Origin of the sequence: Sedimenticola hydrogenitrophicus (assembly GCF_029017505.1) — a bacterium.
Classification (GTDB): domain Bacteria; phylum Pseudomonadota; class Gammaproteobacteria; order Chromatiales; family Chromatiaceae; genus Sedimenticola; species Sedimenticola hydrogenitrophicus_A.
In genome coordinates this window covers 36468-60598 of sequence record NZ_JAQGEI010000013.1, presented here as the reverse complement: position 1 = coordinate 60598, position 24131 = coordinate 36468, and the positions used below count along the sequence as shown (strand labels likewise).

Genomic DNA, 24131 nt, shown 5'->3' with positions numbered 1-24131 from the left:
AAGTTACGAGTCCCCCAGCTTCCTCAGTTCGAAGCGTTTGATCTTGCCGGTGGCGGTCTTGGGCAGTTCGTCGATGAACTCCAGCCAGCGGGGATATTTGTACGGTGCCAGGGTGTTCTTCACGTACAGCTTGATCTCCTCGGCCAGCTGGTCGCTCTCCTGCTGGCCGCTCTTGAGCACCACGTAGGCCTTGGGCTTGACCAGGTTCTCCACGTCGGTGGCGGCCACCACGGCACACTCCAGCACCGCCGGGTGGGAGATGATGCAGGCCTCGACCTCGATCGGCGAGAGCCAGATGCCGCCCACCTTGAGCATGTCGTCGGTGCGCCCGGCATAGAAGAACAGCCCGTTCTCATCCATGAAGAACTTGTCGCCGGTGTTGAGCCAGGGGCCGAGCATGGTCTGGCGGGTCTTCTCCCGCTTGTTCCAGTAATAGGCGGCGGCGCTGCCGCTGTTCACCAGCAGGGTGCCGACCTCGCCCTGAGGCACCTCCTGCATGTTTTCATCAACGATCTTCGCTTCATGGCCGGGCACCAGCCGCCCGGTACTGCCGGGGTTGATATCGTCCGGGTAATTGGAGATGAAGATGTGCACCAGCTCGGTGGAGCCGATACCGTCGAGGATGTCGACGCCGAAGCGTTCGCGCCAGCGTTTCAGGATGTCGGCCGGCAGCGCCTCGCCGGCGGAGACGCAGATGCGCACCCCTTCCAGCGACCCCTCGGCCTCCAGCATCGAGGCGTACAGGGTGGGCACACCGTAGAAAATGGTCGGCTGCTGTTCCTGGATGGTCCGGTAGACCGCCTCCGGGGTCGGACGCTCCGGGAGATAGATCGCAGTGGCGCCGACGCTGAACGGGAAGTAGAGTCCGTTGCCCAGGCCGTAGGCGAAGAACAGCTTGGCGGCGGAGAAACAGACATCCCCCTCCTTCACCCCCAGCACCTGCTTGCCGTAGGTTTCGCAGGAGTAGACCATGTCGCGCTGCAGGTGCACGGTGCCCTTGGGCTGTCCGGTGGAGCCGGAGCTGTAGAGCCAGAAACAGGCGTCGTCCGGGGTGGTGGGGGCGGCCTCCAGCTGCTCCGGCTGGTTCGCCCACAGGTCGTCCAGGGCCAAGTCCCCGGCCGGCGCCTCGCCGTTGACCACGATGACGTGCTGCACGAAGCGCAGCTTGCCGCGGATCGGCTCCAGGCTCGGCAACAGGTGGGCGTCGATCACCAGCACCCGGGCGCGGCTGTCGTTGAGGAAGTATTCGTAATCCTTGGGGCGCATCAGGGTGTTGAGGCAGACCGGAACGGCGCCCAGCTTGATCGTGCCGAAGAACGCCTGGGGATAGAGGCCGGTGTCCAGCATCAGCAGGGCAACGCGCTCCTCCATGCGCACCCCGAGGCTTCCCAGGGTGTTGCCGAAGCGGTTGACCCCCGCCTGGATGTCGGCATAGCTGAGGCGGCTGTCGCCGCAGAGCACAGCGACCTTGTCGCCGTGGCCCTCGCGTACATTTCTGTCCACAAAATAGTCCGCGGCATTGAAGGTCCCGGGCAAATCGAGTTCCAAATCGAGTTCAAGCGGCATTGCATCTCTCCGTCACTGAATAGGGATAGACTTCCGATCTGTGGAGTGTAGGTGTTATTCCACCCGCGGCAGGGGTGACCGGTTTATCACCTTAATGGTTACAAGGGTTGTGCCAAATCGGGTTGGTTGCGGCAGATCTTGGCGTATTATCGGTAAGTCGATGATATGCCGACGATAAATTGCCGCGGGCCGGGCCGGTGGTGGGTGCTGCGGGAGTTGAATCGGGGGTTTGGTGTAAAAAAAGCGGTTTCGGCGTAAAGAAACGCCGATGGTGCGATTATCGGATGGGAATCAGTTGCGCAGGTAACGATCCATGATGCGCTGGTAGGTGCCTTCCTGCCGCATGGCGCTGAAGGTGTCCCGGTAGGCCCGCCGGAGCGCGGCCGGGAACTCCCGGGAGAGGGCGATATAGACGCTGCCCGAGGTGATGGGGTCGCTGTAGCTGACAGGTTCCGTGACGAACTGCTCGCGCAGCGAATAGGCGGCCAGGTCACGGGCGGTGAACCAGGCCTCCACCCGGCCGGCCCGCAGCATGCGGATCGGGATCGGCGCGGCGCTGGAAGTGACCACCAGGTTGGTGAAACCCTGCTGCCGCAGATACTGCTCGAACGGGGTGTCCTGCTGCACGGCGATGGCGCTGAGCCGGCGCGCTTGGGCCAGGTCCAGGCGCCGGCCGTTCAGGGTGACGAATACCAGGTGAACCGGGGCCACCTCAATGGCCCAGTCGAAATGGGGTTCCCGTTCGGGGGTGCGGGTAAGGGGGAAGATGACGTGATTCGGAGACAGCCGGGTGTTGCGGATCGCCCGTGACCAGGGCAGGAAGCGCACCGGCCGGTTGCTGCCCAGGCGCCGCTCGATCTCCCGCACCAGCTCCACCATGAAGCCTTGCTCCCGCCCCTCCTGGATGCTGTAGGGTAGCAGGTGGGCCGTTACCAGGGTAATGGTCGGGCTGTCGGACAGGCTCCGCCGGTCGTGTTCTGTCGCGGCGGCGGGGGCGCTCCCGCCGGTCAGGGGATAAAGCGAGAAGGCCAGTGCAATGGCCTGAATTCCCTTCAGCGCCCTGGGGTGTCGCGGCATTGCGGATCTCTTGCGATAGGTTAGCGGACCGCTGTGGCAGTCTGGCTATTGAACAGGTAGGGCAAGTGTAGTGTGCCGGGGTTGAAGTTGCTACAGGGTTGTCCGATGGCCGATGTCCCAGATCGGGCCCTGACCGAGCTTGGCGGGTTTTTCTCCAACAAGGGGGTCTTCACGAATTCGCGGCGGTAATGATGAAAATAATGGGTCCTGTAACCAAGCCGCAACAACCGGGATGTGATATTTGCCCCGGATGATGGTATCGCCTCCATCACTAAAAGCTGGGTGATGCCTCCCGGAATATCAATCGAGACAGACCCATGGATAGGTGCATCTTGCCAAATTTTGCCAAGATGACTAGTATCAGGTTATGAGCACGATGAACATTTCCCTCCCCGATTCACTCAAGTCCTTTGTGGACGAGCAGGTGTCCGCGCGCGGGTACGGCACCAACAGCGAGTATGTACGCGAGTTGATTCGCAAGGATCAGGACCGCATGCGACTGCGCGAGCTGCTGCTGGAGGGCGCGGTTTCCGCTCCGGCCGGTGAGGCGGACGCGGCGTACTTCGACGGTCTGCGCACGCATATCCACCAGCACCCGTAGAGGTGAAGCGCAAACCGGTCATCTTGCGTACGAGGGCCGATCAGGACGTCCGGGAAGCCGTCGATTACTACCTGCGCGAGGCAGGCGAGAGAGTCGCATTGGCGTTTGTCGATGCGCTGGAGCGGGCGTTCCTGCACGTCGCTAGTCACCCCGCGTCGGGCTCCACGCGCCATGTCCACGCGTTGGATCTGCCAGGCCTTCGGTCATGGCCGGTCAAGCGCTACCCCTATCTGCTGTTCTACGTCGATAAGGACGACCACATCGATGTCTGGCGCGTGCTGCATGACCAGAGAGACATCCCTGCCTGGCTTCGCGAAGAGGACTAGCCTGCGGGCTGCCTCCCGCCGGAGACGGCGTCGAGCAGATGACGTAGCAGCAGGGGCACCTCAATGGTCCCAAAGGGTCGGGGCGAGACAATCCCCGGCATGGCTGGCTGCGTCACGATCCAAACATGCACTACCCACGCACACTCAACCACAACCGATGACTGATCATGGCATTGATACCATCGCTATCAAGCGTGCTTAACTGAAGACAGGCATAAGCGGTCAATGCTTCAGACCGCCATTGTTCATCGAACTGCCGCCAAAACTGCTGTGCCGACTCGGCAAAACGCTTGCCCTCGCCGATCACCATCCGGTACATCGCCACCGTTTCCGGCGTCCACCAATGGCGCACCAGGAACGCCCAGAAAGCGTCTTCGTCGCTGACCCCAATAGCCGGCACCGCATGACTGGCCAGCCAATTTGTCATCACCGCGGCGATCAGCACGGATTTGTCTGGAAAATGGTTGTAAACGGTCGGTTTGGAGACCTGACAGGCCGCTACCACCCTATCGATGGAGGTTCCCTTATAGCCGTTCGCCAGAAACACCCCAGTGGCTGTCTCGACAATAAAATCTTTTTTCGATGCTCTTGCCATTTCAACTGGTTCGCTGTAATTATACTATACCGTTTAGTTTATATTGAAATCCAACCTGCATTATCCAAGAGAATGGAGGCAATAGCCATGATCCGCAGCCAACAAGGCCTGTTCGGCAAATTCGGTGGTCGTTTCGTCCCGGAAATCCTGCTCCCCACGTTGCTGGAGTTGGAGGAGACGTTTATGACCCTGCGTGAGGACGGTGCCTTCTGGCAGGAGTACCTCACCCTCACCCAGCAGTTCAGCGGGCGTCCGACTCCGTTGACACCCTGCCATCGCCTCAGTGGCCAGATCGGCGGAGCCCGCATCTGGCTCAAACGGGAAGATCTCAACCATTCCGGCGCCCACAAAATCAATAACGTGCTGGGCCAGGGGTTGCTGGTACAGCGGATGGGCAAAAAGCGGGTAATCGCCGAAACCGGTGCCGGCCAGCACGGCCTGGCCACCGCCATCATGGCCGCCCGCCTGGGACTGCGGGCCACCATCTACATGGGCGCCGACGATATCGAGCGGCAATACAGCAATGTGTTTTGGATGCGCCAGCTGGGGGCGGACGTGGTCCCGGTCAGTACCGGTGCGCGGACCCTCAAGGAAGCCATGGATGAGGCGCTACGGGACTGGGCGGCCAACTCGGAGAACACCCACTACGTGCTGGGTACGGCTTGCGGCCCGGCACCGTTCCCGGAACTGGTAACCTATTTCCAGAGCGTGATCGGCCAGGAGTTGCGGGCCCAGGCCAGGGCCGCCTTCGGCCACGATCCTGACGCCATTGTCGCTTGTGTCGGCGGCGGCAGTAATGCGATGGGGGTTTTTGCGCCCTATATCGATTGCACCGAAGTCAAACTGATCGGCGTGGAAGCCGGCGGGCACAGCCTTGAAGCAGGCGAACATTCGGTTCGGCTTAAAGCGGGTATTGCTCATGCCGGCATCGCCCAGGGCTTCAAGACCCTGTTTCTGCAGAATGCCGATGGACAGCTGGGGCATACCCATAGTATCGCCGCCGGTCTGGATTATGTGGGCGTCTCTCCGATCATTGCCCACCTGAGCCAAAGTGGTCGCCTGACCGCCGATTCAGCCACCGACGAGGAAGTGCTGGCGGCCTTCAGACGCCTGTTGCAGACGGAAGGCATTATTCCTGCGCTGGAATCCTCGCATGCCCTGGCCGGCGGGTTCCGCCATGCCGCCCGGATGAATCCTGACCAAAATCTGGTGATCAACCTCAGCGGCCGCGGTGACAAGGATATCTTCAATGTTGCCCGGGCCTTTCCCCAGCCGGAGTGGACCGCTTTTTTACGCCGGGAACTGGAACGTCAACCTGAGTCAACTTCGCCAGCCGGGGAGAGCAGCCATGAAGCCGTCTGAAGCGCCTTTACAGGTCATGTCCCATGCCGTGATCGGGTTTCCCAGCCTGGAGGAAAACCTGGGCGCTATTAACGGCCTGGTCGCGGCGGGGGTCAATCTCATCGAACTGCAGGTCCCCTTCACCGATCCGGTGGCGGACGGCCCCACCCTGGTCAACGCCTGTTACCAGGGGCTGGCCAACGGTGGCTCGGTCAGAGCCACGCTGGCACTGGCCCGGGAGGTCAGCGCCCGTCATCCACAGACCACTTTCATCCTGATGAGCTATCTGAATCCACTTTATCAATATGGCCTGGAAACACTATTCCGGGACGCCGCCGACGCCGGAATCAAAGGCCTGATTATTCCGGACTGGCTGGTGGAACAGGTTGAGCCCTGTCTGCCCCTGCTGGATGAGCTGGAACTGGCGCCGATACTGATGGTGGCACCCAACATCGGCGATGTACGCCTGAAACGTATCTGTCAGGCCAGCCGGCGCCTGCTGTATGTGGTGGCCCGACTTGGCGTTACTGGCCACCAGACCCTGTGGAACCAGGAGTTCGACCAGTACCTTCGACGGATTCGCCAGCATTGCACGCTGCCGCTGGCAGTCGGTTTTGGCGTCCGCAATGCGGAGGACTTGCGTGCATTGAACGGCAAAGTCGAAGTGGCCGCCGTCTGTTCCCGCTATATCGAATGGCAGGCCTGCGGTGGTGGAGACTATGCCGCCAGCAGGATACGGGAGTTAATGGTTGATGCCGATCTGATCAGCCCAATCCGCTGACTGGCGGATACTGGTTAATCCCAGAGGCTGCGCACTCAAAAGGACAACATCCGGATTGCTCCTTTTGGGTGATATTGTGGCTGTCGGTGACCGCTCTATATGCCAGTCTTGTGGCAGGGTAGGCATGCTACCTGGCCACATACTCAACTTTCTCCACCTGGGACTGGAAGGGAAACGGACGGCGGATATCACCGGCCCATTCACCTTCGGTGAAATCGCCTATCAGCTGTTGAATCAAGCCCAGGTGTACCTGTCGATGGAGGATCAGTAGAATCCTCGCCTTCCTCTTCAATCGTCTGGACTTGTTTATCCGCAGGCATGAAGATTCAAGTAATAGCTGCTTTGAGCTCCGCTACCCTCTGGCAGACACGAAAGATAGTCCCAACCAAACGATTTGTAGAGATTAACGGCCGAAACCATCGCATCCCATGTCTCCAGGTATATGCCCGCCATGCCAGCCCGATATGCACTCATTATCGTATGCTGTAATAGTCTATTACCCGCCCCTAAACCTCGGTGTTCCGGGCTTACATAAAACCCCGTCAACTTAGCTACAGAATCAGTTTTCCTTATTAAAGAAACACAACCTATGACATCACCTCCACGACAAGCAACGAGCTGGGTGATGGTTCCAGTTCGATGTTCACCAAAGTGACATAGCTCAAAGTCCATGCCATCGGGGTCAAGCATTAAACCGAACGACTGCATAATTGGAAAAGCAAAATCATGCACCGCATTTGCATCGGCGATAGTTCCTTTCCGAATAACAATTTCTTCTTCGTTCATCACGCAATCCACAATCCAGATAACGAGGCTGTAGCAAAATCTACGTCTTAGAGGGGGGCAAGCGACAGCGCATCTATAATGGAATTATAAATCTTGACGGACACGCCGCTCGCTTACGCAGCCAGCCCGTATGGAGTGTAATGGAATCCGGGGTTTGGGATAACTCCCCGGATTTCGTCTTGGGTGTGGATATACAGTAGACTGAGAGATCGCCAGCAGTTCGATCTATGACCCTTGCTACACGTGAACAGAAAACCTGGGCAGCAGAGTACATACATGGGTGTCCGTTACTGCTTGGCAACCTGGTCGAACATCGCATGGTGGTTCCATGGCGAGAAGTTAATTTTTACACTGACCCAAAATCTGAACCGGTGGCCGGGTCACACCCCGGCCGGCAGTACCACCACCCCGTCTTCATCGGCATACAGCCAGTCGCCGGGGTTGAAGGTGACCTGGGCGAAGGTGACGGGGATGTCGGCCTCGCCGGCGCCTCGCTTCACGCTCTTTTTCGGTAGGGTGGCCAGCGCCTTGACCCCCAGGGACATCTCGGCAATATCGCATGCATCGCGGATACAACCGTACATCACCACCCCGTTCCAGCCATTATCGACCCCTTTTTGCGCCAGGATATCGCCCAGCATGGCGCAGCGCAGCGAGCCGCCGGCATCGACCACCAGTATCCGGCCGTTGCCGGCCTCGCCCAGCCGCTGCCCGACCAATGAGTTGTCCTCATGGCATTTGAGGGTGGCGATTGGGCCGCTGAAGCGACGCTTGCCGCCGTAATCCCGGAAGATCGGTTCGCAAACCTGTATCTGCTGCTCGAACTGGTCGTAGATGTCGGCGGTTTTTTCCAAGGTGGTAGGCGCTTGAGTCATGTTTTTCTCCTCCTGGTAATTACTCACTCGGTCTGTAAGTGATTGTCCTGCCTTGCCGGCCTCACATGATGGCTTGTGTCCTCGAATCCGGCCCCTTTTTCAGCGCCTGCCCAAACTCGCTTCGCTCAAACAAGGGCAGGCTTGAATCTGAAAAAGGGGCCGGATTCGAGGCGCCATCAAGATCGGCCAACAAAGCAGGCCAATCACCTCGTGAGTAGTTACCCAATTCCTAAGTAAAAACGGCCACACCCTTGCGGGCGTGGCCGGTCGCGCGGTCATGAAAGTCGCTTAACCTTCAAACTGCTCCTCTTCGGTGGAGCCGGTGAGGGCGGTCACCGAGGAGGCGCCACCCTGGATGGTGGTGGTGACGTCGTCGAAGTAGCCGACGCCCACCTCCTGCTGATGGGAGACGAAGGTGTAACCCTTTTCGCGGGCCGCGAATTCGGGTTCCTGTACCTTTTCGACATAGTGCTTCATGCCTTCGCCGCGGGCGTAGTCATAGGCCAGGTCGAACATGTTGTACCACATGTTGTGGATACCGGCCAAAGTGATGAACTGGTACTTGTAGCCCATGTCGGACAGCTCGTCCTGGAACTTGGCGATGGTGGCGTCGTCCAGGTTTTTCTTCCAGTTGAAGGAGGGCGAACAGTTGTAGGCCAGCAGCTTGCCGGGGTTGGCTTCCAGTACCGCCTCGGCGAACTCGCGGGCAAAACCGAGATCCGGGGTACCGGTCTCGCACCATACCAGGTCGGCATAGGGGGCGTAGGCGATACCGCGGGAGATGGCCTGCTCCAGGCCGTTCTTCACGTTGTAGAAGCCTTCGGGGGTGCGCTCGCCGGTGACGAACGGCTTGTCGTTGGGATCGAAGTCGGAGGTCAGCAGGGTGGCCGCCTCGGCATCGGTACGTGCCAGCAGCAGGGTGGGCACACCGCAGACGTCGGCCGCCAGACGCGCGGCAATCAGCTTCTGTACAGCTTCCTGGGTCGGTACCAGTACCTTGCCGCCCATGTGGCCGCACTTCTTCACTGCCGCCAGCTGGTCTTCAAAGTGCACGCCGGCGGCGCCACTGGTGATCATGTTCTTCATCAGCTCGAAGGCGTTGAGTACGCCGCCGAAACCGGCCTCGGCATCAGCCACGACGGGCAGGAAGTAGTCGATATAGCCCTGCTCCTCCGGCCCGATGCCACGCGACCACTGGATCTCGTCGGCCCGCTTGAAGGCGTTGTTGATGCGCCGCACCATGGTGGGCACCGAGTCGTAGGCGTACAGCGACTGGTCGGGGTACATGGTCTCGGAGGTATTGCCGTCGGCGGCCACCTGCCAGCCAGAGAGGTAGATTGCTTCAATGCCCGCTTTAGCCTGCTGCATCGCCTGGCCGCCGGTGATGGCGCCCATGCAGTTGACGTAGCCTTTCTTGGCGCTGCCGTGGACCAGGTCCCACAGCTTGTCGGCGCCACGCTTGGCGTAGGTGTATTCCGGCTGCACCGAGCCACGCAGACGGACCACGTCCTCCGCCGAGTAGCCGCGCTTGACGGTTTCCCAGCGGGGATTCTCTGCCCAGTCTTTTTCCAAGGCTTCTATCTGTTGTTTACGGTTCATATAACAAACTCCTTCAGTATTGCTCTCATCGAACCTCCTCCGTTCAATCCTCCCGCCGGGTGGCCGGGGACCAACGGTTTTGGCTATACGGTTATCTCAGGCCAGCGTTTGGTATGCGGGCAGTGTAAGGAACTCAACAAAGCGATCATTGGCGATAAGCTCGCTGAACAGCTTGGCTGCCGCCTGGTAGTGGCCGGCCGCAAAGGCCGCCGGCCCCACCTCCTGGCGGATCTGTTCCAGTTCTTGCGCAACGCCCTCGTTAAACAGCTCGAGGGTGATGTTGCGTCCATCTTCCAGGATCCCTTTGGGGTAGCGTATCCACTGCCAGATCTGGGCTCTGGCAAGCTCGGCGGTGGCGGCGTCTTCCATTAGATTGTGGAGCGGTAAGGTACCCCGTCCGTCCAGCCAGGCGGCCAGGTAACGCAGGCCAGCACTGATATTGTAGTCAAGACCCGCCGCGGTGATGCGGCCCGTCGGCGGCTCCAGCAGGTCGGCTTCGCTGACGCTCAGTTCATGCAGCTGCCGGTCCAGCTGATTCGCCCGCGGCATGATCCGGTCGAATACCGCCTTCGCCAGCAGGACCAGGGCGGGGTGGGCCACCCGGATGCCGTCGTGGCCGTCGTTCGCCTCGCGCGCCGTGTCGGCGCTGGCCTGGTTCCGGGCCTCGGCATCGGCACCCGGGTCATCCTTGAGCGGAATCCGGGCGGCCATGCCGCCGATGGCATGGGCGCCGCGGCGATGGCAGGTCTTGATCAACAGCTGCGAACAGGCCCGCAAAAAGTCCGATTCCAGGGTGATCTGGCTGCGCTCCGGGAGTACCCACTCGGGGTGGGCGTGGAGTCGTTTGATGCAGCTGAACAGGTAGTCCCGGGGGCCGGTGGCCAGCCCGACCGCGTAATCCCGCAAGGTGTAGAGCATCTCCTCCATCTCGAAGGCCGCCGGGAGGGTCTCAATCAGCAGGGTGCAGCAGATGCTGCCGTGATTCAGGCCCAGGCTCTCTTCGGCATAGGCGAAGACATCGGCCCACAGCTGGGCCTCGATGTAGCCCTCCAGCTTGGGCAGGTAGAAATAGGGGCCGCTGCCCTGTTCCAGCAGTTGCAGGCCGTTATGGAACATGAACAGGCCGAAGTCGAACAGGCTGGCGGAGACCGGCTGGCCATCCACCTCCAGGTGTTTCTCCTCCAGGTGCCAGCCCCGGGGGCGCACCATCAGGGTGGCGCGCCGCTCCTCCAGCCGGTAGTGATGCCCGTCCGGCTCCTGGTCCGGCTCAGGGTAGCCGAGGCTGCCACGCACCGCCTGGTGCAGGTTGAGCTGGCCCTCGACCGTGCCGCGCCAGGTGGGGGAGTGGGCATCCTCGAAATCGGCCATGAAACAGTTGGCCCCGGAGTTGAGGGCGTCGAGCACCAACTTGCGCTCCACCGCTCCGGTGATCTCCACGCGGCGGTCCTGCAGATCGGCCGGCGCCTGCTTTACGCGCCATTCGCTTGCCCGCAGCTCCGCGGTCTCCACCCGGAAACCGGGCAGCTCGCCGGCGTTGAGCCGGCGTTGCCGATCCGCGCGCAGCCCCAGCAGCTGTTTGCGTCGCTTGCCGAAGCGGCGCTCCAGGTCGGCGACCAACTGGAGGGCCTCCGGGAGCAGAATCCGCTCGTGGCCCTCGGCCAGTGGGGCGTTCACTCTGATGCGTTGACCGGTTGTCTGGGTGCTGAGCTGAACGGCTGTCATGGTGGTATCTCCCCGGATGCTTATTAGGGAAATACCCGAGGAATCGGGTAAAACCTTAGAAATAACAAGCAAATAGATGGTTATAACGGCATAGAGCATACGCAATTGTGAACTATTAAGAACCATAAATACTTTAATAGTTTGTATTGAAATTATTTATGCTGCGATGCGGAAGAAAATGCGGTAGTAATAAAACCGTAACCACCGTGCAATCTCTCTTTCAGATCGGCAATCCAGTGATTTACCAGGGAGTCTGGCGGGCTTGACCGAGCCGGATGGGCGTCCGGGCGCTACCCCTGGAGCCACGGTTTTTTCATGGACCGGGGGGGTGATAGGTTAATGTGTTGAATTTGAAAGCTATATTTATATCAGATTGATCCGAGACCGCGTTTCCAGGAGTAAGGGTACATGACAGATCTGGCACAGCAGCTTGCCCGCACCATTTTTACCGGCTTCGAACGTCACTTCTCCTTTTTTCAGGAGATCACCCGCCAGGTGCGCCAGAGTTACGAGCAGGCTGACTGGGAGGCGATCCGGCAGGCCTCGGTAGACCGGATCAGTTTCTACGACCGACGGGTGCAGGAGGCGATCGACAAGGTCCGCTCCACCTTTGATGTCTCCCAGGTGGATGATGCCCTGTGGCAGCGGGTGAAGGCGCAGTACCAGCAGTATCTGGTCAACTACCGGCGCCCGGAACTGGCCGAGACCTTCTACAACTCGGTCTTCTGCAAGATGTTCGCCCGCCAGTATTTCGATAATGACAAGATCTTTATCGAATCCGGGGTGGATCGGGAGGAGCTGACCCGGCGCGACCGGGTGTTCATGTCCTTTCATCTCAAGGACGGCGGCCTGGAGACCTGTCTGCGGGAGATCCTGTCGGGCTTCTATTTCCGAATCCCCTATCAGGATATGGAGCGCGATATCCGGCATGTCGCCCACGCCTTCCGCACCCGTTCCCCGTTCGGCCGGCTGGCGGATGACGAGCTGCGCATCGATGTGCTGGAGGCGCCCTTCTATCGCAACAAGGCAGCCTACCTGATCGGCCGGGTGGTGAGCGACGAGGGGGTGCGGCCGCTGGTGCTGCCGCTGCTGAACTATCGCGGCACCATCTTTGTCGACAGCCTGCTCACCAGCCACGAGGAGGTGGAGGCGCTGTTCAGTTTCGCCCGCGCCTATTTCATGGCCAATAACTCGATTCCGGCGGCCACGGTCAGTTTTCTGCAGAGCATCATGCCCAACAAGCCGCTCGCCGAGCTCTATATGAGTATCGGTTTCCACAAGCAGGCGAAGAACGAGTTCTACCGCGACCTGCTGCGCCACCTGAACAACAGCAATGATCGCTTTATCGTGGCACCGGGCGTGCGCGGGCTGGTGATGATGGTATTCACGCTCCCCTCCTACCCGTTCGTCTTCAAGGTGATCCGCGACCAGTTCGCGCCGCAGAAAAACATCACCCATGCCCAGGTGAAGCAGCGCTACCTGCAGGTCAAGCTGCACGACCGGGTGGGGCGCATGGCGGACACCCTGGAGTTCTCCAAGACCGCCTTCCCGCGCCACCGCATCGCCCCCGAGCTGATGGCGGAGCTGGAGGAGGCGATTCCGTCCCAGCTGGAGCGGGACGGGGACAAGCTGGTTATCAACCACCTCTACATAGAGCACCGCATGACGCCGCTGGATATCTGTCTGGCGCAGGCCGCTCCGGAGACGGTGCGGACCATGCTGGATGACTGGGGGCTGGCGATCAAACAGCTGATGGCGGCGAATATCTTCCCCGGCGACCTGCTGTTCAAGAACTTCGGCGTCACCCACCAGGGCAAGGTGGTGTTCTATGACTATGACGAGATCTGCAAGATGACCGAGTGCAACTTCCGCCAGATCCCGCCACCGCGCACCCCTGAGGATGAGATGAGCAGCGAGCCCTGGTACTCGGTGGCCGATGACGATGTGTTTCCCGAGGAGTTCCTCACCTTCCTCAGCGCCAGCCCGCTGATCCGCAAGACCCTGCTGGAGCTGCATCCGGAGCTGTTCGATGCCCGCTACTGGCGCGAACAGCAGCAGGATATCGGCCGCGGCATCCATGCCGATGTGTTCCCCTATTCCCAGGATATCCGCTTTATCAACCAGTATCGCGACGCGTTCGAGAAGAGCACGGCCACGGCTTGAGGTTTGCCGGCACCCTACTTGGTGCGGTTCGCAGGCTCACCGGCACCCTGCATCGGGGTGTGGTTTGTGCCGTATCACCGCCGATGTCGTAGGATGCGGTGAGTGGTGCGAACCGCATCATTCATGAGCTTCCCCTGTCTCCATTTCTTCCGATGAACTGCCCGCCCAGTCGATGAGATACACTCCTTTCTCGACATGGCGGTGGAAGCTCGAGTATGGCCAATCGGAAACCCGTGGTACCCAGCCATGTTTTACCGGGTTCCAATGGATATAGTCGGTGTGATGGGCGTAGTCCATTTCGTCCCGTATCAGATGTTCCCAGTAACGCCTTTGCCATATTCCCCGTTCACCTCGCTTGAGCCGACTCAATGAGCGCTGTTCGCCCATTGGGATGGAGCGTGAAAAGTGAGACTTCACCAGGGACCAACGGGTTTTATAGTCCATATCGCCGTCGGGTAATTGCCAGATGCAATGCAGGTGATCCGGCAGAATGACGACGGCCGGCATATCGAATGGATGTTTTTGTTTCACATATTGAAAGGCATTGCGCAGGGTATCGATATGGTCAGTCAGCAGATGGTTATGCTGGCGTAGCAGGCAGTTGAGCGTGAAAAAATAGGTTCCGCCAGCGACAGTCGCTCTTCGATATTCCGTCATCGGTTGATACTCCCTGTATCTTGATTATTGGTGCGGTTCGCAAGCTCACCGGCACCCTACATGGTGCGGTTGGTGCGGTTCGCAGGCTCACCAGCACCCTACTTTATGGGATGTGGTGGGCGTAGCGAACCGCAGCAACGGGCGTGGTGGTCAGGCCAGCGCCTCCTCCAGGGCGGCCTGGGGGGCCACCCGGCCAGTGTCGGCGCCCAGGTCGGAGAGGATGGTCTCCAGGGCGCCGGCGCAGAGCAGGATGTTCTCGGCGCGGCTGGCGTGACCCATCAGGCCGATGCGCCACACCTTGCCCGCCAGGGCACCGAGGCCGGCGCCGATCTCCAGGTTGTACTCGTTGAGCAGGCGGTTGCGCACCTCGGCGTCATCGACGCCCGCCGGAATGGAGACGGCGTTGAGCTGGGGCAGGCGGTCCGCCTCCTTGACGATGAAGGTCAGGCCCAGCGCTTCCAGACGGGCGCGCAGCGCCAGGTGGTTGTTCATGTGCCGCTGCCAGGCATTCTCCAGTCCCTCCTCCTTGAGCATCAGCAGCGCCTCGTGCAGACCGTACAGGGCGTTGATCGGCGCGGTGTGGTGGTAGGCGCGCTTGGCGCGGCTGCCCCAGTAGCCCATCACCAGGTTCAGGTCCATGAACCAGCTCTGTACCTTCTGCTTGCGGTTGCGAATCTTCTCCAGGGCGCGCTCGCCGAAGCTGACCGGCGACAGACCCGGGGTGCAGGAGAGACACTTCTGGGTGCCGGAGTAGATGGCGTCGATACCCCACTCATCCACCTTCACCGGGGTGCCGCCGAGCGAGGTGACGGCGTCGACGATGGTGAGGCAGTCGTACTGGTGGGCCAGTTTCACCAGGGTTTCGGCGTCCGACTGGGCGCCGGTGGAGGTCTCGGCCTGGACGAAGGCGACGATGCGCGCCTCCGGGTTGGCCTTCAGGGCCTCCTCCAGCTTGTTCGGATCGATCGCCTCGCCCCAGGTGTCCTCCACCATGATCGCGCTGCCGCCGCAGCGCTCCACGTTCTCCTTCATGCGCCCACCGAAGACGCCGTTCTGGCAGACGATTACCTGGTCACCCGGTTCCACCAGGTTGGCGAAGCAGGTCTCCATACCGGCGGAGCCGGGGGCGGAGACCGGCATGGTGAGCTCGTTTTTGGTCTGGAAGGCGTACTGCAGCAGTGCCTTCACCTCCTCCATCATCTGCACGAAGGCGGGATCCAGGTGGCCGATGGTGGGCCGGGACATGGCCTCCAGGATGCGCGGGTGGACATCGGAGGGGCCGGGGCCCATCAGGGTGCGAACGGGAGGGTTGAAGGGGCGAAATTGCATAGCTGTAGTCCTGCGTGGTTATCACGTGATCGGGTAGGCCGGCGCCGGGATGGTATCCCGATTCGCAGACGCGGCGGCGCGGCAAAGCCGCATTCTAACCGAAACCGTCGTTACGGTGTGCCCCGTCGGGAAAAAGTGTCCGTGGAGCTTATCGGGGAGTGTTCACCGGTTCCACCTGGCCGAGCCACCAGTCGAACAGGTTGTCCGCCATGTGGCGCATGGCGGCGAGTTTCAGCGGCACGTCCAGCAGAATCTCGTGGTGGTCCTGGACGCAGACGGTCGGCTTGTCGACGCAGGCCTCGTAGCGGGCCACCCACTCGCGGATGATCTCCTCGGTGACCTCCGGGTGGAACTGGACCGCCAGGCAGCCCCGGTGCAGGAAGCCCTGGTTGCCGATGCAGTCGCCGTTGAACAGGGGTACGGCGCCAGCGGGCAGGGTGAAGGTCTCACCATGCCACTCGAAGGCGCTGAAGTGTTCCGGCACCGGGTTGCCGTTGAACAACCGCCGGGTCTGCTCGGTGATGGTGATCGGGTGCCAGCCGATCTGCATCGAGGGGGCGGCGTACACCTCGCCGCCAAACGCCTTGCTGATCAACTGGCCGCCAAAGCAGATGCCGAACACCGGTATCTCCCGCTCGGCGCAGTCGCGCACCAGCGCCATCTCCTGTTCGATCCACACCTGCGCGCTGTTGACGCTGACCGGGGCGCCCAGCAGCACCAGTCCGGACAGTTCGTCGGCAGGGGGCAGCGCTTCGCCGGATTCGATGCTGAAGCGCCGATAGGTCACGGACTGCCGGTCCAGGTAGTCACACAGATAACCGGGGCGACTGCAGGCGACGTGGCTGACGATGAGTAACGGCTTCATGGCTGCAATTGATGGTGGGCGGTAAGTTGCCAGACCTGGCTGTCAATCTCGACCAGGGCTTGGATGACCCGGAGATGATAACAAGCTGCGGACCCTGTGGGTATAGGCCGGTCACCCGGAGGGCAGGAAGCCGCCGATCCGCTCGAAGGCATGGGTCAGCTTCCCGCAGGGAAACACTGGCCGCCCCCCCACGAACCGATGTGGTGGGCCAGCGGCAATAGCCGATTTTTTGGGTCAATTAACACACTGATTGTGGTGTTTAACCCGGCCTGGGCGTGGATCTGGTCACTCTCTTTTAGGGTAAGTTGATGAATATCAAGTAATAAATACCTTAATTCCCTGGTTGTGCATCCACATGCCTCTGAACATTCGCAGCGCCGGGGAATACCATTTCACCACTCAATCTGAAAGGGAATTTCGCCAGCGCCGTTTCGCGGCTTTTGATGTGCCGGGGGTGAATGTCTTGCCGGCCTCTCCTTTTACCCAGACTGACAGGTTGCAAAGCAGTTATGCATCTCAATAAATATAACAGTACCCTCAGATCAACCCTCACCACCTCCCTGTTAATTTTCAGCCCCGGCCTGCTGGCGGCGGATCCCGCGGCCAGCGAGGCGGAGCCGGTGTCCGCCGAGCCGGTCGACACCATCAGCGTCACCGCCTCGCGTATCGCCCGCGGCACCCGGGAGGTGCCGGCGGCGATCAGCGTGATCGACGCCAAGCGTATCGATAGCGAAAAAATGCAGAACATCAAGGATGCGGTCAGGGGCACCCCCGGGGTACTGATCGAATCGAAAAACGGCGGTTATGACGCGCGCCTGATCATCCGCGGCGCCGGACAGAAGGCCAACTACGGGGTGCGGGAGATCATGGTCCTGCGCGATGGCGTGCCCATGACCGACCCCGACAGTTTTTCGCGCTTCGACTTCATCGACACCCAGGATATCGAGCGTATCGAGATTACCAAGGGGCCCGGGTCGCTGTATGGCAGCGGTTCGGCCGGCGGCACTATCCAGATCATCTCCAAGTCGGTATTCGATGTGGACGGCAACCGGGTCAAGGTTGGCGTCGGCGAACAGGGGCAGGAGAATCTGCATTTCCGCTACAGCCAGGAGTTGAACGACAGCAACAGCGTGCTGCTGACCGGCTCCCATCGGGCCGCCAAGAACAGCTGGCGCGAATGGAACGAATTCGATACCCAGCAACTGAGCCTGAAGCACGGTCTGTTGCTGGATGGCGGCGCGACGCTGGAGACCGAGCTGAGCTACTCCCGGGCGGACCTGCAACTGCCCGCCTCGTTGACCGAGAGCGAGTTCGAGGCGTACCGCGACAGCGGCAAGCAGCGCGATACCAGCAGCCAGTGGCAGCACAGCGGGCGCTACTCGACCATCTGGTTCTTCAACAGCCGCTATGAGCAGGCGTTCGGCGACCTGGTGTTCAAGCCGCGCGTCTACTTCAACCGCTGGGATCACTACCATCCGGTCACCGGCGCGATCAACGACAATCCCGGCACCAACGTGTTCGGCAGCGACCTGGAATTCGCCTACAGCCACCGGCTGTGGGGCGACAGTACCCTGGTGGGTGGCGTGACCGCGCGCCTGGACAAGACCGACGGGGCGGAAAAGTACCAATACGCGGATCTCACCACGACCCTGTTTGATCCCCCCGGACCCACGCCGCCGGTCAACCGGATCGTGCGTACCCTCTCCGACCGCAAGGGCGACCTGCTCTCCACCGAGGACGCCGCCAACACCCTGTACGGACTGTTCCTGCAGGAGACGCTGCGACCGAACGATCGGCTGACCATCGACGCCGGCTTCCGCTTCGACCGGATGAATTTCGATATCGAAGAGATTGCCTATGGAGAATACGACTGGGGCACCAGGAGCTACGACACCTTTGCGGCCCCGGTCACCACCCGCACCGATACCACCTTCGATCTGTTTTCCCCCAAGCTCGGGCTCAGCTATGCCCTGAACGACACCTTCAGCCTCTACGGCATGCTGGCGCAGTCCGGCCAGGTGCCGTCGGAATCGGAGATCCAGAGCAATCCGGAGCTGGACGCGGCCAACGCCCGCAACCTGGAGGTGGGGCTCAAGGCGCGGGCCCGGGAGTGGAGTCTCGACCTGTCGCTCTACCAAACCCGCGTCAGCGACGAGATCGTCTCGGTGCTCCAGCCCAGCGGCGAGAGTGAATTTCAGAATGCGGGAGAGACGCTGAAAAAGGGCCTCGAACTGAGCGGCAAGGTGGCCCTGGGCCGGCGCCTCTGGCTGGGCGCCAACTACGCCTACAGCGACTACCGGTTCGAGGAGTTCGAGGAGCTGGTGCGCAGCGGTGCCACCCTGACCGCGGTGGACCGTTCGGGCAACCAGACCCCCTTCGTGCCCAATCACCAGTTCAGCCTGAGCCTGGACTACGACCACCCCTCGGGCTTCCGGGCGCGCCTGCAGGCCGACAGCTGGGGAAGTTATTACATGGACAACGCCAACACGGAGAAGTATGACGGCTACGACTTCCTCACCAGCCTGATGCTGGGCTACGCATCCGGCCCCCACAGCGTCTCGCTGAACGTGGACAACCTGTTCGACAAGCGTTACGCCACCGAGGTGAAGAAGGACACCAGCGGCACCAAGACCTATTACGCCGGGGCGCCACGCGCCGCCATGCTGACCTACACCTACAGCTTTTGAGCAGGGGCGTCCATGATCAGTTTCTATCGTCGTCCGGGTGTCTGGCTCTGTTCGCTGCTGCTGTTAGGCGCCACGGCTACCGCGCTGGCCGGCGCGCAGACCGGCGATCCGGCCAGAGCTCGGACCGGTGTCGAAGCGAACAAGCCAGCGGCTCCTGCCATGCAACACGGGCGCGGACCCAAAAAACTCGCGCTGTCCAACGCGGAGGGCGCGCTGGTCACCCTCTGGAAGCCCGATCTAAGCCGGCGTGAACTGGTGCCGAAGATGGGCATGGTCAGCATTCCGCCAACCGGGGTGGACAACTACCACGCCGTCGTGGTGGAACGTGACTGGGGCAACGTGCGCGAGGCCATCGTGCGCTACGAGTACCTGCGAGGCAAGCCCAGCGGGGAGAGCCCGGGCAAGCTTGCCGCGGCCGTCAAGACCCCGCTGGAGATCGTGCCGGATCCGATACCCCGGGAACATCATCGCTACTACGCCCGGGCCGAGGCGGGATTCATCGTGCGTTACCAGGACCGGGTGCTGCCCGGCCATACGGTCGAGCTGACCACCAGCAACGGCACCTCCCTGCACGGGGTTTCCGATGGCGACGGACGCGTGGTGTTGCGCATACCCGACGATTTTCCCGACATTGTCCCCGGTGAGCGGGATCGACGTAGCGCCGAACTCAGCATTGCCACGGAGTACCAGACCGGGGGCGTCCGCTACCAAAGCGCCCTGACCGCGGCGTACCGGGTCTCGCCCGAGCACTGGCAGTCGCAGGGCTGGGGCCTTGCCGTGGCTGGTGTCGGTTTTGCCTTCGGCGGCCTGCTGAGCGGCCGGCTCACGCGTGACCGGAAAGGGGGTGCGAAATGAATCCGCTGAAAAATGTCTCGGTGATTCGCAAGCTGGTCCAGCTCGGCGCCTTCCTGCTGCTGGTCTACGGCAGTACCCTGGGCACCTTCTACCTGGCCGACAAGCTCAGCGGCGCGCTGCCGGCCCTGAGCTGCGCCTTCGACATGAACGGTGCCGATATCTGCGCCCTGATCCCGTTTCAGCACCAGATGGACCATCGCCTCGGGCCGGTGATCAGCGAGGGCGGGGAGATTCTCCAGGGGCTGCTGCCGACGCTGATCACCCTGGGTACCTTCCTGATCTTTTTCGTGGTGCTGAACAAGGCGTTCTGCGGCTGGATCTGTCCGCTCGGCACCTTTCAGGAACTGCTGCAGATCGCCGGACAGAAACTGGGGCTGCGCCGCAGCGAGTCGCTGGCACCCGGCGTGGTGCAGCGCATGCGACCGGTGAAATGGGCCATCCTCGGGCTGCTGGTGTTCGGCTTTCCGCTGCTGACCGGTCTGGGATATCTCAACCACGACCTGGGAGACCCCTACTGCAGGATCTGCCCCAGCCGCCTCCTCACCACCCTGGCCAACGGCGACACCAGCGAACTGGTGGTGGATACGGCGAGCACCACGACCCTCATCCTCTCGCTGATCGCGGACTTCCTGTTCGGGCTGATGGTGGCCCTGGCGCTGACGTTGCGCCAGCCGTTTTGCCGTGTCTGCCCCATGCTGGCGCTGCATGCCGTGTTCAGGAAGCTCGGCCTGCTACGGCTGGTCAAGCAGGCCTCGCCACGCTGCGGCAAATGCGGGCTCTGCGCCAAGGCCTGTCCAATGGATATCCGCGAGATACACACCGAGATGGAGAAGCGGGACGTCACCTTCGAGGATTGCACTCTGTGCGGCCGTTGCGTGGAGTTCTGCCCCGACAGGGGGGTGCTGCAACTCAAGTATGCCGGGATCCCGCTGTTCCGCGCCGATCCGCACTACTTCAAGCAGCGCAAGAAGGTGCAGGGTGCCTGGGAGAAGGGCAACCTGCGCGCCCTGCTGGCGGCGAAAAAACCGCGCCGGGAGAGCGGCTCATGATGCCCCTGGAGCCGGTGGTGCTCAGTTTTGGCGCGGTGCTGTTGCTCGGCCTGGGATTTGGCTCGGGGCCGTGCAATATCGCCTGTCTGCCCTACCTGGGGCCGGTGTTCGTGGCCACCGGCAGCGGGCCGCGCAACGCCTGGCGTATCCTGCTGCCGTTCACCGCCGGGCGCCTCACCGGCTACACCCTGCTGGGGACAGGCGCGGGCCTGCTCGGCCTGATCGTGCAGGAGTGGATCGCCGCCCCCTGGGTGCGCTGGTTGCTGGGGGCGGCCACCGTGGTGGTGGCGCTCTCCCTGTTGTGGCGCCGCCGGCACCGCGGGGGAGGGTGCGTCACCGACCCGGCGAGCGCCACCCCGACCCGGGTCGCACCGCCGGAAATCCGGATGACAAACGGGGTGGCAACCGGGGCGTCCCCCGGGGCGACATCCGGACAGGCGCAGGCGTTGCTTCCCGGCGGGCTGTTCCTCATGGGGGCGGGCATGGCGCTCAATCCCTGCGCGCCGCTGACTACCGTCATCCTGGCGGCGGCGACCAGCGGCAGCGCGTCGGCCGGCCTGCTGCTCGGCTTCGGTTTCGGCAGCGGCGCGGTACTGGTGCCCACCCTGGTCTTTGCCCTCGGGGTGGCGCATTTCGGACAACAGCTGACACAGCACATGAATCGCTGGGGCAGCGCGCTGGAGCATGCCAGCGTCGGCCTGCTGTTGTTGATGGGCATGGGCACGGCATTGGGGTGGATCGCACCATGAACATGGCTGAACTGTTAACCCGAGGCGGGCCGGTGGTCTGGGTGCTGGTCGCCTACTCGGCCGTTGGACTGGCCATCGTGCTGGAACGGACGCTGCTGTTCCTGCGCCAGCGCGGCCTGCCGCGGCCGCTGCGGGAGCGGCTGCCACGGCTGCTCGAACAGCCGGCGGAACTGGTGGCGAATCGGGTGGCCGCGGATGCCGGACAAGGGCCTGAGTCGCGGATCGTCGAGGCGGTCGTGCTCGCCGACGCCCAGGGTGTGGACGACCTGCGCAGCGTCGGCAATCGCGTACGCGGCCAGGAGTTGCAGCGGATGGAGTTCGGCCTGCGCACCCTGGGCATCCTCAGCAACACGGCGCCTCTGCTCGGACTGCTCGGTACCATCACCGGCATGATCAAGGCCTTCATGGTGATCGAGCAGGCGGGCGGCAAGGTGGATGCACAGGCGCTGGCCGGGGGCATCTGGGAGGCGATGATCACCACCGGCGTGGGGCTGGCGGTGGCGATACCGCTGCTGATCCTGCTACATTTCCTGGAAGGCGCGGTGGAGCGACGCAACCAGTCCATGGAGCGAGTCATCGCGCTGCTGCTGGAGCGCCGCGGAGAGGCGTTGCCGGGTGCAACCAGCAGCGAACAGCCGCATCACTGGGAAGGCATCACCGATGGCGTATGAGCCGCGGCGCCACTCCAGCGGTGTGCTCAACCTGACCCCGCTGATCGATATCGTGTTCCTGCTGCTGGTGTTCTTCATGCTGACCGCCCACTTCATCGAGGAGGAGCGAATCGATATCCGCTTGCCGCAAGCGAGCAGCAGCGATCCGCTGCCGGATGAGCGCTACGTGACGGTGACCTTGGCGCCGGACGGGCAACTGCTGGTGGATGGGACCGCAACCGACATGTCAGGGCTTACGGAGGTGCTGCGGGGGGCGTTGCACGCACCGGGGAAGCAGTTTGTGCGGCTGAAGGGGGACCGGCGGGCGGATTTCGGCCAGGCGGTTGGGATTATCGATGCCGCCCGCCTGGCCGGGGCGGAGGCCCTGGACATCCAGACCGAGAAGCCGTGATCGCGGGGGATGTCAACTGGCGGTTGCTGGCTATTGCCGGTTCCCTGCTGATCCATTTTCTGGTGTTTGGGGATCTGTGGCGGAGCCAGGTGATCAGCGCCCCGGAGAAGTCCGCGCTGCCCGAGCCCACCACGGTCAAAATCCGTTTCGCCTCAGCGGAGTCGGCTGTGGAACCGGTGGCGGCCGAGCCAGAGCCAGAGCCAGAGCCCGAGCCAGAACCAGAACCGAAACCCGAGCCGAAACCCGAGCCAAAACCCGAGCCAAAACCCGAGCCGAAGCCGAAGCCAAAACCGAAGCCAAAACCGAAGCCAAAACCGAAGCCGAAGCCCAAACCTGAAGCGGAGCCGGAGCCGCCAGCGGAACGGGCACGGCTGGTCGAGAGTGTCCCAGCGGACGCGGCGCCGCCCGCCCGGTCCGCGCCGCCGGCACCGACCGCCGCGGACCGGCCCGATCCGTCCGCGTTGCGGGAGCACTACATCGCCCGGCTGTTGCGGCATATTGAGAAATACAAACACTATCCGCTGCCGGCGCGGAAGCGCGGTATCGAGGGGCTGGTCCAGGTGAGTTTCACCCTGTCGGCGAATGGCCGGATCGATGACCTGCGGGTTGAGGGCGGGCACAACCTGCTCAACAAGGCGACCCGGCGCGCCCTGCAGCAGGCGCTGCCGCTGCCCGAGTTGCCGGCGGCCCTGGCGCTGCCGGTGCGGCTGAGTTTCAACCTGCAGTATGCATTGTCGCTATGACCGGTAGAGGCCGCGCGGTATCACCCGTGCGTCTCAACCGATCGAGGTTTATGTGATGAGACCTGTCCGAGCTATTTTCCGCTGTACCATCCTGCTGTTGGCCGGCCTGGTGTTGGCGAACGCCGGCCAGGCGGCGGAGCCGGCGCTCCACGACCTGCAGGGAAACGAGCGCCATTTTGGCGAATTCCGGGACAAGTGGGTGCTGGTCAACTACTGGGCCACCTGGTGCGCGCCCTGCATGGAGGAGATCCCCGAGCTGGCCCGCTTCCATGCGCGACACCAGGACAAGGATGCGCTGGTCGTCGGCGTCAACCTGGAGGGGTTTGACCCGGAGACCCTGGCCACCTTCATGCGCGAGCAGGGCATCAATTATCCCGTCTGGACCTCGACCCCTTCACCCCGGACCGCGTTGGGCCCGCTGTCCGGATTCCCCACTTCGTTCCTGATCTCGCCCCGGGGCAAGGTGGTTGCCAGGCAGGCCGGTGCGGTCTCCGCGCGGATGATCGAGCGCTTCATCGAGCAATACGATTCCTCTACACCCGGCTTCTGAGCCGAAACCGATAGTCCGGTTATGGGCCGATCAAACCGTTATCGCGGGTGCAGCCAATGAGGCAACAGAGTGTAGGGATCCAGGCCATCGGCGCCGCTGACCGGAGCGCCATGCCGGAAACATAATGATACAAAGCGACAACTCAATATCAAC

General features: G+C 62.1%; 24 protein-coding genes. 14 read left to right on the top strand and 10 right to left on the bottom strand.

Annotated features, from left to right (window positions below; genetic code table 11):
* Window positions 1-3: 3 nt before the first annotated feature.
* Both O9K64_RS09985 and O9K64_RS09980 read right to left on the bottom strand, forming a co-directional pair.
* Window positions 4-1566, bottom strand: a complete 1563-nt coding sequence (locus O9K64_RS09985) for a benzoate-CoA ligase family protein (RefSeq protein WP_275097918.1) — start codon at window positions 1564-1566, stop codon at window positions 4-6.
* Window positions 1567-1857: 291 nt separating this feature from the next.
* Window positions 1858-2643 carry a substrate-binding periplasmic protein gene (locus O9K64_RS09980; RefSeq protein WP_275097917.1) on the bottom strand — a complete coding sequence of 262 codons (786 nt, stop codon included), beginning with the start codon at window positions 2641-2643 and terminating at the stop codon, window positions 1858-1860.
* A gap of 376 nt (window positions 2644-3019) precedes the next feature.
* Here O9K64_RS09980 and O9K64_RS09975 point away from each other — a divergent pair, with 376 nt between their 5' ends.
* Together O9K64_RS09975 and O9K64_RS09970 are read left to right on the top strand one after the other, a co-directional pair.
* A complete protein-coding gene (locus tag O9K64_RS09975) occupies window positions 3020-3244 on the top strand; it encodes a type II toxin-antitoxin system ParD family antitoxin (protein ID WP_420493165.1) in 225 nt (74 codons plus the stop codon).
* Window positions 3245-3246: 2 nt separating this feature from the next.
* A complete protein-coding gene (locus O9K64_RS09970; RefSeq protein ID WP_275097915.1) occupies window positions 3247-3570 on the top strand; it encodes a type II toxin-antitoxin system RelE/ParE family toxin in 324 nt (107 codons plus the stop codon).
* Window positions 3571-3700: 130 nt separating this feature from the next.
* Here O9K64_RS09970 and O9K64_RS09965 read toward each other — a convergent pair whose 3' ends face one another.
* The gene (locus O9K64_RS09965) at window positions 3701-4165 is read right to left on the bottom strand and encodes a TetR/AcrR family transcriptional regulator (protein WP_275097914.1); all 465 of its coding nucleotides are present in this window, start codon (window positions 4163-4165) and stop codon (window positions 3701-3703) included.
* Between the two features lie 87 nt (window positions 4166-4252).
* On the opposite strand from O9K64_RS09965, the gene trpB reads away from it, so the two are divergent.
* The 3 genes from trpB (at window position 4253) to O9K64_RS09950 (ending at window position 6558) form a co-directional block, all read left to right on the top strand.
* Window positions 4253-5527: a tryptophan synthase subunit beta gene (gene trpB / locus O9K64_RS09960; RefSeq protein ID WP_275097913.1), complete on the top strand. Its 1275-nt coding sequence runs from the start codon at window positions 4253-4255 to the stop codon at window positions 5525-5527.
* Window positions 5514-6287 carry a tryptophan synthase subunit alpha gene (gene trpA / locus O9K64_RS09955; protein WP_275097912.1) on the top strand — a complete coding sequence of 258 codons (774 nt, stop codon included), beginning with the start codon at window positions 5514-5516 and terminating at the stop codon, window positions 6285-6287. Before trpB ends, trpA begins: the two co-directional genes overlap by 14 nt.
* 124 nt (window positions 6288-6411) lie before the next feature.
* Complete coding sequence (locus tag O9K64_RS09950; RefSeq protein WP_275097979.1) at window positions 6412-6558, top strand: DUF6976 family protein; 147 nt, start codon at window positions 6412-6414, stop codon at window positions 6556-6558.
* A 35-nt stretch (window positions 6559-6593) separates the two neighbouring features.
* On the opposite strand, the gene O9K64_RS09945 is transcribed toward O9K64_RS09950, so the two are convergent.
* From O9K64_RS09945 to aceB, 4 genes are all read right to left on the bottom strand, one after another.
* The gene (locus O9K64_RS09945; protein ID WP_275097911.1) at window positions 6594-7073 is read right to left on the bottom strand and encodes a GNAT family N-acetyltransferase; all 480 of its coding nucleotides are present in this window, start codon (window positions 7071-7073) and stop codon (window positions 6594-6596) included.
* A 380-nt stretch (window positions 7074-7453) separates the two neighbouring features.
* Window positions 7454-7948 (bottom strand): ribonuclease E activity regulator RraA, encoded by a 495-nt coding sequence (gene rraA, locus O9K64_RS09940; protein ID WP_275097910.1) that lies wholly within the window; start codon window positions 7946-7948, stop codon window positions 7454-7456.
* 288 nt (window positions 7949-8236) lie between these two features.
* Window positions 8237-9547 carry an isocitrate lyase gene (gene aceA / locus O9K64_RS09935; RefSeq protein WP_275097909.1) on the bottom strand — a complete coding sequence of 437 codons (1311 nt, stop codon included), beginning with the start codon at window positions 9545-9547 and terminating at the stop codon, window positions 8237-8239.
* A 96-nt stretch (window positions 9548-9643) separates the two neighbouring features.
* The gene (aceB, locus tag O9K64_RS09930) at window positions 9644-11269 is read right to left on the bottom strand and encodes a malate synthase A (protein WP_275097908.1); all 1626 of its coding nucleotides are present in this window, start codon (window positions 11267-11269) and stop codon (window positions 9644-9646) included.
* Window positions 11270-11677: 408 nt separating this feature from the next.
* Between aceB and aceK the strand changes: the two genes are divergently transcribed.
* Entirely contained in the window at window positions 11678-13432 is a 1755-nt protein-coding gene (gene aceK, locus O9K64_RS09925; protein ID WP_275097907.1) for a bifunctional isocitrate dehydrogenase kinase/phosphatase, read from the top strand.
* Between the two features lie 117 nt (window positions 13433-13549).
* Here aceK and O9K64_RS09920 read toward each other — a convergent pair whose 3' ends face one another.
* From O9K64_RS09920 to O9K64_RS09910, 3 genes are all read right to left on the bottom strand, one after another.
* Window positions 13550-14089: an REP-associated tyrosine transposase gene (locus O9K64_RS09920; RefSeq protein WP_275097906.1), complete on the bottom strand. Its 540-nt coding sequence runs from the start codon at window positions 14087-14089 to the stop codon at window positions 13550-13552.
* A gap of 150 nt (window positions 14090-14239) precedes the next feature.
* The gene (locus O9K64_RS09915) at window positions 14240-15418 is read right to left on the bottom strand and encodes a pyridoxal-phosphate-dependent aminotransferase family protein (protein WP_275097905.1); all 1179 of its coding nucleotides are present in this window, start codon (window positions 15416-15418) and stop codon (window positions 14240-14242) included.
* 148 nt (window positions 15419-15566) lie between these two features.
* Window positions 15567-16283, bottom strand: coding sequence for a type 1 glutamine amidotransferase (locus tag O9K64_RS09910; protein ID WP_275097904.1), 717 nt, complete (start codon window positions 16281-16283; stop codon window positions 15567-15569).
* Between the two features lie 509 nt (window positions 16284-16792).
* Between O9K64_RS09910 and O9K64_RS09905 the strand changes: the two genes are divergently transcribed.
* Genes O9K64_RS09905 through O9K64_RS09870 form a run of 8 tightly spaced genes read left to right on the top strand, consistent with a single transcriptional unit; the run spans window position 16793 to window position 23978 of the window.
* Window positions 16793-18970, top strand: a complete 2178-nt coding sequence (locus O9K64_RS09905; RefSeq protein ID WP_275097903.1) for a TonB-dependent receptor — start codon at window positions 16793-16795, stop codon at window positions 18968-18970.
* 12 nt (window positions 18971-18982) lie between these two features.
* Window positions 18983-19825, top strand: coding sequence for a hypothetical protein (locus tag O9K64_RS09900; RefSeq protein ID WP_275097902.1), 843 nt, complete (start codon window positions 18983-18985; stop codon window positions 19823-19825).
* The gene (locus O9K64_RS09895; protein ID WP_275097901.1) at window positions 19822-20874 is read left to right on the top strand and encodes a 4Fe-4S binding protein; all 1053 of its coding nucleotides are present in this window, start codon (window positions 19822-19824) and stop codon (window positions 20872-20874) included. Before O9K64_RS09900 ends, O9K64_RS09895 begins: the two co-directional genes overlap by 4 nt.
* On the top strand, window positions 20871-21623 hold the full coding sequence (locus O9K64_RS09890; protein WP_275097900.1) for a sulfite exporter TauE/SafE family protein: 753 nt from the start codon (window positions 20871-20873) through the stop codon (window positions 21621-21623). The genes O9K64_RS09895 and O9K64_RS09890 overlap by 4 nt, the downstream gene beginning before the upstream one ends.
* Window positions 21620-22294, top strand: a complete 675-nt coding sequence (locus tag O9K64_RS09885) for a MotA/TolQ/ExbB proton channel family protein (RefSeq protein ID WP_275097899.1) — start codon at window positions 21620-21622, stop codon at window positions 22292-22294. The genes O9K64_RS09890 and O9K64_RS09885 overlap by 4 nt, the downstream gene beginning before the upstream one ends.
* Window positions 22284-22685 carry an ExbD/TolR family protein gene (locus tag O9K64_RS09880; protein ID WP_275097898.1) on the top strand — a complete coding sequence of 134 codons (402 nt, stop codon included), beginning with the start codon at window positions 22284-22286 and terminating at the stop codon, window positions 22683-22685. The genes O9K64_RS09885 and O9K64_RS09880 overlap by 11 nt, the downstream gene beginning before the upstream one ends.
* The gene (locus tag O9K64_RS23660; RefSeq protein ID WP_275097897.1) at window positions 22682-23428 is read left to right on the top strand and encodes an energy transducer TonB; all 747 of its coding nucleotides are present in this window, start codon (window positions 22682-22684) and stop codon (window positions 23426-23428) included. Before O9K64_RS09880 ends, O9K64_RS23660 begins: the two co-directional genes overlap by 4 nt.
* A gap of 55 nt (window positions 23429-23483) precedes the next feature.
* Window positions 23484-23978: a TlpA family protein disulfide reductase gene (locus O9K64_RS09870; protein WP_275097896.1), complete on the top strand. Its 495-nt coding sequence runs from the start codon at window positions 23484-23486 to the stop codon at window positions 23976-23978.
* The last annotated feature ends 153 nt before the right edge of the window (window positions 23979-24131 follow it).